Genomic DNA, 14,378 nt, shown 5'->3' on the forward strand with positions numbered 1-14,378 from the left:
GTGCCCTTGATGGTGTGGACGAGGCGGAAGATGTTATCCAGGATCTTGGCGTTGTTCGGCTCCTGCTCGAACTTCACAAGCTGATTGTCGACGGTGTCCAGGCTCTCGCTGGTCTCCGTCAAAAACTCCCGCAACAGATCATCCATGAAAACAGGCCTTCATAAGGGAGGGCGCACATGTGCGCCTTTCAGAATGGGGCCAGCTTCACCGCAAAGCGTTTAATATTGGTTGAGTAAGTGCAAAAGAACGGACCCAACAAAGAGATAAGGCGCTCCGAAGGTTTCGAAGCGCCCTATAAAGCTTTGATTAACGAGTGCCGTGCGGATGGCGTTTACGAAGCCGTAACAGTTATCGCCTCGCCCTCGGGCGCGAGCGTCACGGTGAGCCCGCAGGCCTGCGCCAGCAGGCGCGTATAATAAGGCTGGATCGCATGCGCGTCCGCGGCGGGTCCGCGCTCGCCGCTCAAGAGTTCGGCGATGTTCTGCGGCAGGCGCGCATTGTGTCCGGTAGCGGTGACGCGAAAGCTCATGGTCTCGCCGTCGCCGATCGGGTCGACCTTCAGCATGCCGCCGCGCGGGATCGTATGCTGCGCGATCACGAGCATGTTGAGCAGCAGCTTGACGCGGTTCTTCGGCAACAAGAGCCGCGGCAGATTCCAGGTGATCGTGCACTTGCCGTCCTCGATGTGGCCGCGCGCCATGTTTTGCGCGTCACCGAGATCGATCTGCGCGCCGGACGATCCGGCCGCGCCGAAAGCGAGCCGGCAGAATTGCAGCCGGGCCGATGCCGTCTTGGCGCTCTTGCGAATCAGATCCAGCGCAAATTCACGGTCTTCAGGCTTGGGATCGTCATCGAGCACCTCGAGGCCGTTGACGATGGCGCCGACAGGGCTGATGAGATCGTGACAGACCCGCGAGCATAGAAGCGCCGCGAGTTCGAGCATATCGGGAGCAGTAGCAGTACCGGGTGACGAGGTGCCAGACATCGATGGTTCCTGGAATTGCGCGGCCGAACGGCGGCGAATCACGCGTGCCCTAAAATTGGCCCGGGTTCTAACATTCGCACCCCCATTGCAGCTAGCGCTTGCGATAGGCTCGAAGCGGCCCTAAGGACGCGAATCAACTGGGGACGAAAGAGGTTGCCGATGAATGAGGCATGCAGGTGAAGGGGCGCATTGATGGGCCGACTGCCCTAGGCCTGATGGAGCCGTTGACTGCTCTGGTGCTGAAGGCAGGCGAAGCGATCCTTGCCGTCAATCGAGCCGCGATGCGGATCGACGGCAAACAGGACGGCTCGCCGGTCACCGAAGCGGATCTCGCCGCCGACCGCATCATCGGCGAGGGGCTTTTGCAGCTCGCGCCAGACACGCCGACCCTGTCGGAAGAGCGGGCCCAGCTTGCAACGCCGCCGTTTCAGGGCAGCTTCTTCCTGGTCGATCCGCTTGATGGCACCAAGGAGTTCGTCGCCGGCCGCGACGAGTTCACAGTCAATCTTGCCATCGTCACCGACGGCGTGCCGCTGCTCGGCATCGTCAGCGCGCCCGCGCTTGGCTTGCTCTGGCGCGGCATCGTCGGACACGGCGCGGAGCGCGTGACGTTTAATGGCGCTATCATCGCCGTTGCCGAGCCGATCCGGAGCCGAAAGCTGCCGAAGCCCGGCGAGCCCTGGGTTGCCGCGGTCAGCCGCTCGCATTGTGACGCCCGGAGCGAAGCCTTCATTGCCGGCCGGCCCGGTGCGGTCAGGAAAACGGCAGGGTCGGCCGTCAAGTTCGGGCGCATCGCCGAAGGCAGCGCCGACATCTATCCCCGCCTCGGCCCAACCTCGGAATGGGACGTCGGCGCCGGCTGCGCCGTGGTCACCGCCGCCGGCGGCAAGGTCACCGACGGCACGGGCGGCGAGATCCGGTTCGGCGAGAGGCGTGAAAGCTTCATCGTGCCGGAGTTCATCGCCTGGGGCGACCCGCAGGGTGCCTGCGACGTTACTGGCTGAGCTGATCCTGGAGCGCGGGCCAGCGCTTGCCGACTTCGTAGAGGAAACGCTCGGGATCGGCGGCAAAGGCGTCGCGACTGTCCTCCCGGCTGAACAGATAGAGCCGCTGGGCCGAGATCACAAAAAAGCGGGGATTGCCGGCGATGACGACGCCGCGGGCGATATCGGTGGGATCATAGCCGCCGAACTGCGGTCCATAGACCTCGGGATGGGCCAAAAACTCCGCCCGGTTGCCCTCGTTCCGAAACCGCCAGACCGCGCCCCACAGGCTTGCCTCGAACTCGGCCGTGCCGAGAGCGGCCCCACCGTCGACGAAATAGGCCACGGGGTCGAATCCCTCGATGGCCACCCCGGAAAAGCGGTTGACCACGATCCGCTCGGTGGTGGCGGCCTCGACGGCCGGACCGTAAAAAGCGAACCAAAGGCCGACCAAAACGGCGATCCAGGGGCCGATCAAGGCGATTCCGGGGCGCAGAGGGCTATCTTCCTGCCGTTGTGCCGTCATAGTTGCTGCGGATAACATCCGAGTCGAGGGGACATCGGCGCAACCCTAGCCCTCGCCTGTTGGCGTCAGGTTAAGGGTGCGACCGGATTCGATACCAGGGGTTCTTTTATGACTTTCGCATCACGCCTCGCCGCGGTCGCACTCGCCGCGCTGGTGGGTTGGATCGTGCCGGCCTCCGCACAGCAGCCTCCGCCGCCCAACCTGCCGCCGCCGCAGCGGACCCCGACGCCCAACACCTATGGGCCGGACGAGCTGGTGAACGCCGGGCACCGCTTCTTCGGCAACGTCTCGCGCGGGCTCGCCTCGATCATCGAGAAGGCGGTCAGCCAATGGGGCCTGCCGAACGGCTACATCCTGGGCGAGGAAGGTTCCGGCGCCTTCGTCGCAGGCCTGCGCTATGGCGAAGGCACGCTCTACACCAAGAACGCCGGCGACCTCAGGGTCTTCTGGCAAGGACCCTCGCTCGGCTTCGACTGGGGCGGCGACGGCGCCCGCACCATGACGTTGGTCTACAACCTGCCCGCCACCAACGCGATCTACCAGCGCTTCGCCGGCATCGACGGCTCCGCCTACATCATCGGCGGCTTTGGCATGACGGCGCTGACCGCCAACAACATCGTGCTGGTGCCGATCCGGTCCGGAATCGGCCTGCGACTCGGGGCCAATATCGGCTACCTGAAATACACCCCTCGCGCGACCTGGAACCCGTTCTAGAGAATTCGCCCGGGGGCCTTGGCGTCTGGCAGACAAAAAACATCGAAAACAACCCCATGCAAAGTAGCGGGTGACCACCGGCGCGATGCGTTGCGCGTCTTACGGAACCATTTGACACGTCGGGCAAATCAGCAGCATGACTTCAGCATCGCGGCGCGCGGGATGGATGGAGCCGTTGCGAGCTTTTTCGGTTAGCGATTCACGTTAACGACGGGCCGGGGCTGGCTTTTTGCCGGCCCGCCATGGCATGGTCTTTGGTAAATTTTTCCTTGTCTCTGGGAGTTCTGGCTCATGGTCGAACCGATCATGTACCTTGCGATCGGTTTCCTGCTTTCGATGCTGTGCGGGCTCGCGATCGTGCCGCTCGTGCATAACCGCGCGGTGCGCCTGACCACGCGCCGACTCGAGGCGGCAACGCCGCTGTCGATGGCCGAGATCCAGGCCGACAAGGACCAGCTCCGCGCCGAATTCGCAATGTCCGCGCGACGGCTGGAGATGAGCGTCGATCAGCTCAAGAACAAGACCACGAGCCAGCTTGCCGAGCTCGGCAAGAAGAGCGATGCCATCAACCGCATGAAGATCGAGCTTGGCGAGAAGAACGCCACGATCTTCGCGCTGGAGGCGCGCGAGAAGGCGGTGAAGGAGCAGCTCCGCGCCACCGAGGAGGAGTTCAACACCAAGACAGAGGCGCTGCGCACCGCCGAGCAGGCGCTAACCGACAAGCAGGGCGAACTCGCCAAGATCAACCATGAGCTCTCCGACCGTTCGATGATGGCGGAAAGCCGCCAGGTCGAGCTGGTCACGGTGCGTACGCAGATCGAGCAACTGAAAAATCGGGTCGGCGACGCCGAGAAGGAATTCGCCTCGACACAGGCGCGGCTGGCGCAGGAGCGCTCGGAGTCCGAAACCGCTTCGCGCGAGCTACAGGACGCGCGCGGGCGCGTCGAGAATCTGAGCCAGCGCGTCACCGACCTCGACCGCCAGCTGATCGTGCAGGTCAAGGAGGCCGAGATGCTGTCCGGCCGCGTGACCGATCTCGAGGGCCGGCTCGCAACGCAAGGCAAGCTGCTCGCCGAGCGCGACTATGAGAACAACCAGCTCCGCCAGGGCCAGGAGACGGCCGAGCGCACCATCAAGGAGCTGCGCACCGAGATCGCCGGGCTGAGCGCCGGGAACAAGTCGCCGGCGCTGGAGGCGCTGCGCAGCGAGAAGGCTGCGCTCGAGGAGCAGCTCAAGGCCGCGCGCGACGAGCGCGGCAAGCTGCAGCGCGACATTAACGCGATCCAGCAGCAGGCCGAGAGCTCCTGGGCGACCGAGCGCATGGAGAACGCGCTGCTGCGCGAGCGCATCAACGATATCGCCGCCGAGGTGGCCAAGCTCGCGATGCAGCTCGAAGGCCCGAACTCGCCGATCGAGGCGCTGCTCGCGGCCGAAGCAGGCCAGGCCTCGAAGCCTGCCCCTCGTCCGGCCAATGGCGCTACCGCGAACGGCGCGGCCGCGACCAGCCTGCCCGAGGGCGGCGGCACGCTCGCCGAGCGCATCCGCGCGCTTCAGGCCCACGCCTCCCGCGCCCGCCAGCAGGGGGCGTGAAACCGCCGGAATTCCAACCTTCGCAGCGGATTTGCGAGGTTTACGGACAGTTTTCCGACGCGACGGCGCCTGAAAACTTGACACCTTTGGCCCGCACTTCTAAATCGCGGGCTCTGACGTGCCGGTCGACCAACCGCCTGGCCGGCACAATGGTCCCGGGCGCATAGCTCAGCGGGAGAGCGTTCCCTTCACACGGGAGAGGTCCAAGGTTCGATCCCTTGTGCGCCCACCACCTAAAGCCCTGCAAACGCAGGGCTTTTTCATTTCCGCCTCTCGGTTCCAATGTGCGCTTGGATGCACTTTTGCGCATCAAAACGCGAACGAATGCGCCCAAAATCCGCCCAGGGCACACCGGGGGCACACACATTTGTTCACGCGGCGTTCTCGCCCCGTGGTGGTATTTGCCGGCCAAAGCATACTAGCGATATGCGCTAGTTTCGCTTGCGGCATAGCGCATTATGCGCTAGGTATTGGCTCGACGGCGGGCGCGTGGTGCGCAGCCGATTCGAGGAACCGCAAGAATGACCAGCAACGTTCGTAACCAGGGGATCGCCCATCTCGGCTTTCGCGCCGGCGGGCAACCGTTCTGCAAGTCGCGCCGGGCGCACATCGTCTGCACCGAGGCCGAGGCCCCCAAATGGGGCGCCGTCTGCAAGCGGTGTCAGGCCCAGGCCAATAAGCGCAAGCCGAAACCCGCCCTCACCGCCGCCGCGATGTACGCCCTCGAATGGTCGGGCGATGTCCAATACTTCGGCGACGAGACGCCGCTCCCCAATGGCCGTTTTGTGCATCTCTGCGAGACCCAAAACGGCACGATCTATCTGCTCGGCACACGGAGGGCCATGGAAGCCGAGGCCAATGAGGCGAGCGCGCACTATGCCGGCCAAGAGAACCGCTTCCGCAACTGGTATCGGCCCGTGCCGATCCCGTTCGCCGGCGAGGTGCCCGAGATCGCGCGGGAGGTGGTGTGATGCCCGCCAACCGCATCGACGCGATGTTGTCGCTCGTGATCGCCGCCACCATCGCCTTTATCGTCGGGCGCGCGATCTTCTCTGCAATGCCTGCTTAAAGGCCCCCGCGCCGGCCTAGCGGCCGGCGCCCATGCGTTTAAAATCCAAAGCCGGTATCTGATGGCCCGGCACGTTCCGGAAAGGCCGAATATGTGTCACATCGCCCACGTCGCGGCATATTACCGACATCGCGGCAGCCTCTATCATTTGCTCATGGCCCGCATCTATCAGGCAATGAGCGAATGAGAATGACGCTCGACACCTCCGAAATGACGACGGCCGAGGCGCGCGAACACATCGCGCGCCTGGGCGTTTCGCAGCAAGCTTTCGCGCGACTGATCCGCGTCAGCCCGCAGACGTTCCGGCGATGGCTCGATCCGAACAGCGGCTACCCAATGCCGCGCTCGGTGCAACTGATCTTGCGACTCCTGACGCCGGCCATGATAAAGCAGCTGGTCAAAGCGGACGGAACCAAGGATGCCGGCGATGCTGGATTTGAGGCCTAAGACAAGCGCGGCGCCCGTCGTGCTCGACGCCTTGCGCGTCGTGGCGGCGGCGCTCGTGCTCGTCGGGCACGCGCTTTCGATCTTCAACATCCGCCCCGTCGAATGGCCGCAGCAATGCGGCGTCGTCGTGTTCTTCCTGTTGTCCGGCTTTTTGATCACGCACACCCTGCGCCGAGCGATGACAAACCCGGCCGCCACGTTCGGCACCTTCGCCATCGATCGCTTTGCACGCATCTATTCGGGCCTGATCCCGGCCCTGGTCCTCGTCGCGCTCGCCGACGGATGGACGCTGCACGCCGGCCACGTCAATCCGGAAACCCTGGAACGGTTCACACTCGCCGGCTTTCTGCACAACCTCGCTCTATTGCAAGTGCCGGGCTGGTCTTTGCCGTTCGGATCGAACGCCGCGCTATGGAGCGTCGCCGTCGAATTCTGGATTTACATGCTCGTCGGCATCATCGCCTTTGCGCGGCGCGACGGTTTTACGCCGGCGCGCGCCATCCTGATCGCGCTATTCGCGATCGCCCCGCTCCAGAGCCTCACCCCGGCCGCGCACATGATCCTCATACCTTGGATCATGGGCGCGGGAATCGAAATCGCTATCCATCACGGCGCGCTGCGATGGTTATCGCCGGCGAAGGCGATCGGCCTCGGCGGTGCCGGGCTGGCCGCCTATGGCTTGCGGACATCATCCGGCGCCGCAACCTATAGCCTTCTCAGCTATGCCGCGCTCGCGCTCGCCTTCGCGGGCATCGCCGAGGCAGCGTTGCGCACACCGCCTGCGCGGCATCTGCACGCGGTCGCATGGTGCGCCGGATGGTCATACTCGCTTTACCTCTTGCACCACACCATCATCATGGATGTGGCGATCCAGCGCTCCGATCTGTTCGGCTTTGCGATCGCCGTCGGCGGCTCGCTTGCGCTTGCGATCATCGTCGCGCCGGTGACAGAAGGACGACACAAGACGATCGCGGCGCGGCTGAAAGGATGGATACTTTCAGCGCGCGCGGCGCCCGCTCGCGCCCCCTGAGGGAGCGGACGGCTAAACGTAAGCGTAAAGCCAACCGTCAGATGCTGCGTTCGGGTTGCTGCTATCCGACAACCGCACATAAATCGTGGAATAGCCGAGCCCGTCGTTATCAGCGAACCCCCAACGGTCAGCTGCTAGGGAGCCCGGCGTTCCTCGCGTCATGGCGGTGTAGTTGGTAGAGGTCAGCGCTCGATTGATGACGGCGGGAAACAGAAAGCCCGGATTACCGCTTGGCCCGGTCAGGTAGTACTCAGAAGTGCCGTTAGCACTGGGCACCCAAGTGTAACCAGCGGTGCGGATGTTGATCTTTGAAAGCCGCCTTAGCTTCCAGCCGCCCTTTACGCCAATCTCAAACGTGCCTTGCAAGCGCTGAGAAGCGGACCCGCGAATGCCAATCGCAATTCCGTCTTCGTCATTGTTGCTCGTTCCAACAACACCGCCCGACGTTTGGAATGTTATTGGTGCGCTTGCGCTATTGTAGATCACCGCGCCGGTGCCGTTTTCATACGCCGTCTGAATGGAGCCGTTGTTGTAGACGCCGAGACGCGCCGATAAGCCGGCACCTCCCTGTCCGTTCTGGATGCCCGTAAAGAACGCTTCTATGAATGCCGCGCGGTTGTTGGCCACGTAGACTTTGTAAAGCCAGTCCGGCATCACATTGGAGCTAAGATAGGCTTCCAAACTGACGGAGTCCCGCTGGTCAAGTAGAGGTCGGGGCGAACCTGCGTCTCTTCGGCCGCTCCAAATGACTTGCGTGGACCCTGTATACGCTTGAGCCTCAACCGAAACGTTCGCTCCGAGATCGGGCTCTCTGACCAACGTGTTGACATCAGTCCAGTTGTTCTTTCCGACCGCCCCCTTGCCTGTGTAGCTGTCCTCGAAATAGACGCCATACTGACCGCCGTTCGTGTCGTTACCCGCGACGACCACATTGGTTATGCCAGGTCCGAACGAAATGACTTTCGCCGTAGAGGCTCCCGCGAACTGATTGCCGTTAACGATGATGCTGTTCAGACTGCCGGTGCCGCCAGAACGCAGCGCCCGGACTCCACCCTGATAGTAGCCCTCGATTGAGTTGCCTTCGACGATGATGTCCGACGTTGAAATGCCGGTCGGGTCCATCAGAAGGAAATAATTCGAGGCAAGGTTCTTGTTGCCGATGACCTTCAAGCCACCGCTGGACAGCCACTTGATAGCTGCCTCTGCGTGTAGCGTCTGCGACTGACCGTTCGCGAATTCACAGCCGTGGATGATATGATCGCCAGTGTCAGGACTGCCGACGTTGGCAATCTTAATGCCGTTGGTGATGAAGTCCCAAAAGCGACAGAATGCCGCCTCGAAACGCCACGCAGCGGTAAGCTCGATCCCAATGTTGAGGTCTAGGAAGTCGCATCTGTAGAACGACGGTTCGTATCCTCCGGTAATCAGAACACCGCGCGTTGAGGCGATGGACGCGAGTGGAGCCGTGCACTTGAACTGAATGTCGCGCACGTCGATAGCGGCGCTGGTCGTAAGAAGGGTTGCCGTCGTCGATGCGGTCTGAAACGTCGTTCTCTCGCGCCCGGCAGCGATCAAGCGCATCGGTTTCGTAAACACGGGGAACGTCGTGAAGGTAGCCGCGCCTTCCGGTACCTCCGCGGACCAACCGCTCGCGGGGGCCGCATCGTGGATTTGCTGTAGGATTGCGCCAAAGTCAAAGGTGGCCGTCCCCGCTCGAAATGACTGTTTGTCCGTCAGGGCCGGTATCCAATCGAGTGCGTTGACCTTGAATAGGTCGCTAGCTGCTACCAAGCGCCCCATCACGCCACCCCATAGAGAAATTGACCGTCCACTCCCTGAACCGGCTGACCGTCTGCACCAAATAGTAAGCGGGCAAGAACACCATTCACGGTGATGTACTCTGGAGCTCCCCCAAGGATAGCGCGCACGCGCGCGGAAGATAAAACAGGCATTTTGTTTAGTCCCTCATGACTTCCAGCGCCAAAGTGAAGGTCTCGCCGCTCACGGGCACATAGGCGCCGCGCGCCTCAAGAACCGCATAGATGTTTTGGGTGCCAGCGTCGGGATCGAAAATGATCTCAGCTCCAACGTTCGGCGTCGCAATGCATTTCACCCCGTCGGTGAATGCGCGCGCGTTCGCGCCCGTCATATCGAAATCCATGCTGCCGATGTAGTGCAGGGCGCCGCCGCTCTGAAACGCGCCGTTGTCGCCATTGGAAACCGCCGGCGACACCTTGTAGAGATGAGCGCGGAAAATCGCGCTCGCGGTCGCTGTGCCGGACTTGGTCAAGCGCCCGCGACGGATCAAGCCGGTCTTGTTCGCGGCACGCGCCACGGCGAGAACCATCGGCTGCACCGAGGCCGACGCCACGTTGTTCGCGACGAGATCGCCCACAGCATAAGCGGTCGTATCCGCAGGCCGGTTGAAGCTCGCCGCGACGACGGCACTATTGCCGCCCACCTCGCCGATGTGATTTTCGGATGCGCCAAGCGGCGCGCCGATATTGCCCCCGCTATCGACCGGCACCGTCTCAAGCCGATGCTTGCCGTCGGACCCAATATTGACCTGCAACTGATCCAGATTGATTTGCACTGCGGTTTCAGACATCGGTTAAACCTCCTTGATAATGCGGCCAGGACCGCGCTTGCCGTCGGCGAGATAGCGCGCTACCGGATCGGGGAACGCCTCAGCCAAGAGCTTCATTTTCGCATTGAGACCGTCGAGAAATTCGCCCGGGGCTGGCGGCGGGCGATCGTCGATCCATTTGCCGTGGATCTGCGCGGCGCGCAGCACCATCAATGACGCAATCGCCTTCGAGATGTGGTGCAGGCCAGCCTTACTTTCTGAGTCGACCTCCTCGCCGAGATTCCAGAACTGGAATTGATGCCGATCGGCGGCATCGACATAGACGCTCGCGCGCGGCTCGGCGACGAGGTAGTTGTGGCCGCCATATTTGAAACCGCCCTCGGCGAGCGCAAGCGCCACCTCGAAAACAACCTCCATCGGCAACCACGACAGACAAGCCTTGAGCGTGCCGAACGCGTCTTTCGGGTTGTTAGCCTTGGTCTCATGATCCTGTTTCATGCATCACCTCATTGACGGCGGCGGGATATTGCGGATCACGCGGCCATGCGGGCCGCGCCGCTTGTGCAGCGTGATCAGTTGCAGCGCCTGGGCCGATCGCCACGCGCCGCCGAATGCGTGCGAGTCCTTGTCGGCGATCGTCGAGAACGACTCGACACGCACATCGCCGTGGGTATCGACCTTGTCGTTGTGAATGTGCCCGTAGAGGAACCAATGATAAGCTGTCCTACCCCAGGCCTCGCGCTGATCGACAGCCATCGCCATCGCCATCCGCGAGGGGGGCGCCTTGTCGCCATGCGCGCACCCGAGCAACGTCGCGCCGAACTGCCGGTAATAGATGTCCGATGGAAAGGCGATCGTGACGCGCCGATTGCGGGAATAGAAGCACGAGAGCGCCAGCGCAAGCGCGGCGGCGGCCTCGGGATCGTGGTTGCCCGGAATGTTCACAACCTCGACATGATCGTGTCGGCGCAAGCCGATTTCGATGATGTCGATAAACAGCCGCACGCCAGTGCGCAGCACCTTGAACCATCGGCCATCAACATCGAGCTGATGCTTTGATTTCGGCGTGACGTTGCGCTGATCGTTGGCGTGGTACCAATCGCCAAGGTTAGCGATCAGCAATTCGCGCGCCTTGGGCGCAGCAAGGATCACTTCGCTCGACGTGCCGAGCACGCGGCGCCGGGCGATGTTGAGATCGTAATCGGCGCCGGTTTGCTCGCCCCAGGACAGCATGCCGATGTGCGGATCTGCGATCGCCAGCACATTGAGAAAGTCGCGCTCGGTTGATGCCGGCTTGCGGATCACAGGCGCGCGGCCATCATAGACCTTGAACTCAGCTTTGATCGCCTCGATCAAATCCGGCGCGACGCTATCGCTTTTCGTCTTGATCCACTGATGCCGAATTCGCCCCTCGGCATCGACGAACGCCGACACGCCCTTGAGTACCTGCCCGGCCGGCATCTGGAATGCCGGCCCGCTTTCCTTGTGCTGAGTGACCCATTCCTTTTCGACGTTGCCCTTGCCGTCAGTTTGCACCGAGGAACGCTTTAGCTCATAGCCGGGCAACACCGGCTTGAAGCCGAGCAAGCCGCGCTCGGCGGCGCGCTTGAGGCTATCGTGCATTGCCGTCTTGGAGATGCCGAGCGCGCGCGCGGCTTTCCGTTCCGAGCCGTGCTCTTTGTAAGCACGCGCCCGGCGTTCGATTTCGTCAGTCATTTAAAGATGTGCCCCCGCCCGCTACTGTTTCGGCAGCGGGTTTAATTGCCCCTTGAGGTAGGAAAGCTCGCGCGCCGTGTTGTTCTCGGCATCCCAAAGCTTGACGATCCGCGCCTCGCTTTCACGGCGCATGATCTCTAGTTCCGTGTCATGCTTTGAGATCGCCTCGCGCACCGGATAGTAGAGCGCCGCGCCGATCGCCAGCAAAGCCGAGACGAGGATGCTAATCGGCGTCCAATCGACCTTGCCACGCGTGTCGAGCTTTTGGCTCAATAGCGCAAAGCCCGAGTCCATCTTGTTTTCGACAGCGCGCAATTCCTTGCGCAACTCGCCGTGCCACTCCTTGAGGTTGAACACCTCTTGCGTGAGGGCGCCGTGATCGAGCGCGGCCACTACTTCGCACCCCGCTCGATCGCGTCGGCCTGATGATCCTCGCATGCGCGCGCGGCGCCGATGCGGTGATTTGCCTTGAGCCATGCCCCCCGGTATCCCCCCGCAATGTCGAAAGCGTCGTCGCCTTCCTTTGCGCCGGGATCTGGCACCTTCTTAAGCAACCGTTGACACTCGCGCGGCACGACCGGCGGCAACCCGGTGTCGGGCTTGGCGCCGCTAATTGACAGAAAGCAACCGCCCAATGTCGGCGCCAGTAGCGCGACACTCAGGACGGCGAGGATTCTTCGCAGCATTTTGCGCAACCTTCTCGTCGATGGATTTGCTAAACCGATCGTCATAGCCGCTCGCGGCATCAACGATCCCTTTCATTTCCAGCCGCAGCGCGGTTTCCCGCGCCTCGGCCGCCTTCGCCCTGGCCGTGACATCAGCCGCCCACTCGGCGCGCGTTGCGCGCGTGCCGTGGATGTCGCCGGCGATCCATCCCGAAACGTGCAGGATCGCCGCGAGCGCCAGCACGCCGAGCGCGGTGCCGAGCGGCGAGCGAAGGAAGTCGAGCACCGCGCGCAGCGTTGCCGCGACCGACGGCACGAACAACGCCAGCACCCAGGCGCCGCCGCCAGCGCCGACGAGGCCGGCGAGTGTCATGAATAGCGATGCGAACATGCTTACTCCCCAACACTTGGACCGGCGTGCACGCCGCTGTTGTGATCGGCGACGCGATAGGCCTTGATCCGCTCGAAGAGGACATAGGCCGTGACACCCGCCGCAATCAGCACCGCACCGACAATGATCGGCGTCGGGCCGGCGAACAGCGGTTGCGCGAGATCGCAGAACGAATCCCAAATGCCCTTGGCCTGGTTCGCCTTGTCGATCCCGGCTTGCGCGGTGTCGAGCAGTCCCATTTTCTCGGCCGCGCCGCCGCCGGCCAGCACGGCGCCGACGGTGCCCTTGAGGCCCGCGAACAGCGCGCCGCGATCGGCCGTCTTGACGGTTTTCGAGCCGGCCTCGGCGAGATCGCTTGCGGTGGCGCGCTTGCGCTCGTGCGGCGCCTCGATCGGCTGGGCCGATTTCAGCGCCTCACGCGTCGCCGCATCGAGCTTACCGGTAACCGGCAAGCCCTCATGGGCCTGGAACTGCGACAGCGCGCCGACGGTCTTGACGCCGAACCGGCCATCGGGATTGCCAACGCTGGCATAACCGAGCGCACGCAATTTCTGTTGCAGCGCCTTGATGTCGTCGGCCGGCATGTCGTCGGGCACGCTCGCCGCAGCACCGGCCCAGCCAGTCGCGAGCTTGCGCACCCATCGCTTATGCGCATCGGCAAGGCGAACATCGTAACGGTTCGCGGCATAGCTCGGGCCGTTATAGATGCGCGCGACCTTCGCCCATTCGTGGGCGTTGAGCGGCTCGATCAGATGCTTGTTTTTGATCTCGCGCATCATGCAGTCGATCTGACCGGCAAGGTTGCCGGTCATGTGCTCAACCATCTCGCACGCCGAGGCAAAGCCAAGCTCGGCGAACAGAAAGCCCATGGTTTGGCCGACGCCCCAGGAGGCCGATTGATTGGCAACCTCGGCGTCGATATCGCGCGCGCGGCCGATCAGCGCGAGACGCTTCGCGCTCGTGCCCTGATCCTTGTATTGCGTCGCCTTCGACCATTTCGGGATCGCGAGGCCGGCCCGCGCGAACGCGGATTGCAACGCCTTTGACACCTTGGCAGCCATGCGCCAGGCGATATGACGCTCATAGAGCAGCGCCGGCGTGCGGCCGTCCTGTTCAAACGGGTTGCCGCTCGTTTCGACTTCGACGAGCGCAAGCGCGGCCGGCGCTTCCAGGCCGATGGCGGTTGCGGCCTCACTGATGGCCTTGACGAGAGTTGCGGAGAACATGGTATTAAACCTTTCGATAGGCCACGATCCCGCGCGTCGAGCGCACCCGATCGCGAACCGCGTTGCCGTCGTTTCCGGAGCGAAGGCGGATCAAACCGCCCCCAAGATTTTCGATGATGATGCCGACGTGATGCCGCCATACGGCGACGACGCCGGCGGCGGGGCCGTCGGCCGGCGTGCCAACGCGCGCCCAGGCGATCGCAAGGTTGAGCCGCGCATCAGCGAGGCCGAGGTGCAAGCGCAGCCAACAGCCGCACCATGCGATGCCGGCGCACGCCGCCGGCCGGCCAGAGGCGGCGGCAACCTCGCGATGATGGTGGTGATGATGATGGCGCGGGCGCGCAAGCGCCGGCGTCGTCGCCAGCGCGAGCGCCAGCGCCGCGACACAAAATCGCGATCGCATGGTGATAATGTCCTTCAAAGAAAAGCCGCCCCGAACAGGACGGCCG

General features: G+C 63.1%; 17 protein-coding genes and 1 tRNA gene. 7 read left to right on the forward strand and 11 right to left on the reverse strand.

What is annotated here, in order from left to right; translation table 11 throughout:
• Together SO140_RS19895 and chpT are read right to left on the reverse strand one after the other, a co-directional pair.
• Positions 1-146, reverse strand: a 146-nt coding sequence (locus tag SO140_RS19895; protein ID WP_232577507.1) for an Hpt domain-containing protein, incomplete at its 3' end; no start/stop codon positions are given.
• A gap of 185 nt (positions 147-331) precedes the next feature.
• Positions 332-985 (reverse strand): histidine phosphotransferase ChpT, encoded by a 654-nt coding sequence (gene chpT / locus SO140_RS19900; RefSeq protein WP_449384452.1) that lies wholly within the window; start codon positions 983-985, stop codon positions 332-334.
• 170 nt (positions 986-1,155) lie between these two features.
• Here chpT and SO140_RS19905 point away from each other — a divergent pair, with 170 nt between their 5' ends.
• Complete coding sequence (locus SO140_RS19905) at positions 1,156-1,989, forward strand: 3'(2'),5'-bisphosphate nucleotidase CysQ family protein (protein ID WP_449384451.1); 834 nt, start codon at positions 1,156-1,158, stop codon at positions 1,987-1,989.
• Here SO140_RS19905 and SO140_RS19910 read toward each other — a convergent pair.
• Positions 1,979-2,464: a YHS domain-containing (seleno)protein gene (locus SO140_RS19910; RefSeq protein ID WP_449384453.1), complete on the reverse strand. Its 486-nt coding sequence runs from the start codon at positions 2,462-2,464 to the stop codon at positions 1,979-1,981. The two genes, SO140_RS19905 and SO140_RS19910, sit on opposite strands and share 11 nt — an antisense overlap.
• Before the next feature lie 138 nt (positions 2,465-2,602).
• Here SO140_RS19910 and SO140_RS19915 point away from each other — a divergent pair, with 138 nt between their 5' ends.
• From SO140_RS19915 to SO140_RS19940, 6 genes are all read left to right on the forward strand, one after another.
• Complete coding sequence (locus tag SO140_RS19915; RefSeq protein WP_449384450.1) at positions 2,603-3,208, forward strand: DUF1134 domain-containing protein; 606 nt, start codon at positions 2,603-2,605, stop codon at positions 3,206-3,208.
• A 291-nt stretch (positions 3,209-3,499) separates the two neighbouring features.
• Positions 3,500-4,798, forward strand: a complete 1,299-nt coding sequence (locus tag SO140_RS19920; protein WP_449384449.1) for a coiled-coil domain-containing protein — start codon at positions 3,500-3,502, stop codon at positions 4,796-4,798.
• A 157-nt stretch (positions 4,799-4,955) separates the two neighbouring features.
• A tRNA-Val gene (locus SO140_RS19925) sits at positions 4,956-5,030 on the forward strand.
• 289 nt (positions 5,031-5,319) lie between these two features.
• Entirely contained in the window at positions 5,320-5,769 is a 450-nt protein-coding gene (locus tag SO140_RS19930; RefSeq protein WP_498542961.1) for a hypothetical protein, read from the forward strand.
• Between the two features lie 287 nt (positions 5,770-6,056).
• Positions 6,057-6,314, forward strand: coding sequence for a helix-turn-helix domain-containing protein (locus tag SO140_RS19935; protein ID WP_498542962.1), 258 nt, complete (start codon positions 6,057-6,059; stop codon positions 6,312-6,314).
• Complete coding sequence (locus SO140_RS19940; RefSeq protein WP_498542963.1) at positions 6,295-7,344, forward strand: acyltransferase family protein; 1,050 nt, start codon at positions 6,295-6,297, stop codon at positions 7,342-7,344. Before SO140_RS19935 ends, SO140_RS19940 begins: the two co-directional genes overlap by 20 nt.
• Positions 7,345-7,356: 12 nt before the next feature.
• On the opposite strand, the gene SO140_RS19945 is transcribed toward SO140_RS19940, so the two are convergent.
• The 8 genes from SO140_RS19945 to SO140_RS19980 form a co-directional block, all read right to left on the reverse strand.
• Positions 7,357-9,144 carry a hypothetical protein gene (locus SO140_RS19945; RefSeq protein ID WP_498542964.1) on the reverse strand — a complete coding sequence of 596 codons (1,788 nt, stop codon included), beginning with the start codon at positions 9,142-9,144 and terminating at the stop codon, positions 7,357-7,359.
• 157 nt (positions 9,145-9,301) lie between these two features.
• Positions 9,302-9,952 (reverse strand): hypothetical protein, encoded by a 651-nt coding sequence (locus SO140_RS19950; protein ID WP_498542965.1) that lies wholly within the window; start codon positions 9,950-9,952, stop codon positions 9,302-9,304.
• Positions 9,953-9,955: 3 nt separating this feature from the next.
• Positions 9,956-10,429, reverse strand: coding sequence for a dATP/dGTP diphosphohydrolase domain-containing protein (locus SO140_RS19955; protein WP_498542966.1), 474 nt, complete (start codon positions 10,427-10,429; stop codon positions 9,956-9,958).
• A 3-nt stretch (positions 10,430-10,432) separates the two neighbouring features.
• Positions 10,433-11,647 carry a hypothetical protein gene (locus SO140_RS19960; protein WP_498542967.1) on the reverse strand — a complete coding sequence of 405 codons (1,215 nt, stop codon included), beginning with the start codon at positions 11,645-11,647 and terminating at the stop codon, positions 10,433-10,435.
• 21 nt (positions 11,648-11,668) lie between these two features.
• Positions 11,669-12,040, reverse strand: a complete 372-nt coding sequence (locus SO140_RS19965) for a hypothetical protein (RefSeq protein ID WP_498542968.1) — start codon at positions 12,038-12,040, stop codon at positions 11,669-11,671.
• A gap of 216 nt (positions 12,041-12,256) precedes the next feature.
• The gene (locus SO140_RS19970) at positions 12,257-12,703 is read right to left on the reverse strand and encodes a hypothetical protein (RefSeq protein WP_498542969.1); all 447 of its coding nucleotides are present in this window, start codon (positions 12,701-12,703) and stop codon (positions 12,257-12,259) included.
• A gap of 2 nt (positions 12,704-12,705) precedes the next feature.
• Positions 12,706-13,929 (reverse strand): N-acetylmuramidase domain-containing protein, encoded by a 1,224-nt coding sequence (locus tag SO140_RS19975; protein ID WP_498542970.1) that lies wholly within the window; start codon positions 13,927-13,929, stop codon positions 12,706-12,708.
• A gap of 4 nt (positions 13,930-13,933) precedes the next feature.
• A complete protein-coding gene (locus tag SO140_RS19980) occupies positions 13,934-14,332 on the reverse strand; it encodes a C40 family peptidase (RefSeq protein ID WP_498542971.1) in 399 nt (132 codons plus the stop codon).
• Positions 14,333-14,378: the final 46 nt, after the last annotated feature.

It is taken from the genome of Bradyrhizobium sp. UFLA05-108 (assembly GCF_059803455.1).

Bases quoted from the DNA above. Each gene is read 5' to 3' on its own strand.
- chpT (WP_449384452.1), bottom strand. From the start codon at position 985: ATGTCTGGCACCTCGTCACCCGGTACTGCTACTGCTCCCGATATGCTC.
- SO140_RS19905 (WP_449384451.1), top strand. From the start codon at position 1,156: ATGCAGGTGAAGGGGCGCATTGATGGGCCGACTGCCCTAGGCCTGATG.
- SO140_RS19915 (WP_449384450.1), top strand. From the start codon at position 2,603: ATGACTTTCGCATCACGCCTCGCCGCGGTCGCACTCGCCGCGCTGGTG.
- SO140_RS19920 (WP_449384449.1), top strand. From the start codon at position 3,500: ATGGTCGAACCGATCATGTACCTTGCGATCGGTTTCCTGCTTTCGATG.
- SO140_RS19930 (WP_498542961.1), top strand. From the start codon at position 5,320: ATGACCAGCAACGTTCGTAACCAGGGGATCGCCCATCTCGGCTTTCGC.
- SO140_RS19935 (WP_498542962.1), top strand. From the start codon at position 6,057: ATGACGCTCGACACCTCCGAAATGACGACGGCCGAGGCGCGCGAACAC.
- SO140_RS19940 (WP_498542963.1), top strand. From the start codon at position 6,295: ATGCTGGATTTGAGGCCTAAGACAAGCGCGGCGCCCGTCGTGCTCGAC.
- SO140_RS19945 (WP_498542964.1), bottom strand. From the start codon at position 9,144: ATGGGGCGCTTGGTAGCAGCTAGCGACCTATTCAAGGTCAACGCACTC.
- SO140_RS19950 (WP_498542965.1), bottom strand. From the start codon at position 9,952: ATGTCTGAAACCGCAGTGCAAATCAATCTGGATCAGTTGCAGGTCAAT.
- SO140_RS19955 (WP_498542966.1), bottom strand. From the start codon at position 10,429: ATGAAACAGGATCATGAGACCAAGGCTAACAACCCGAAAGACGCGTTC.
- SO140_RS19960 (WP_498542967.1), bottom strand. From the start codon at position 11,647: ATGACTGACGAAATCGAACGCCGGGCGCGTGCTTACAAAGAGCACGGC.
- SO140_RS19970 (WP_498542969.1), bottom strand. From the start codon at position 12,703: ATGTTCGCATCGCTATTCATGACACTCGCCGGCCTCGTCGGCGCTGGC.
- SO140_RS19975 (WP_498542970.1), bottom strand. From the start codon at position 13,929: ATGTTCTCCGCAACTCTCGTCAAGGCCATCAGTGAGGCCGCAACCGCC.
- SO140_RS19980 (WP_498542971.1), bottom strand. From the start codon at position 14,332: ATGCGATCGCGATTTTGTGTCGCGGCGCTGGCGCTCGCGCTGGCGACG.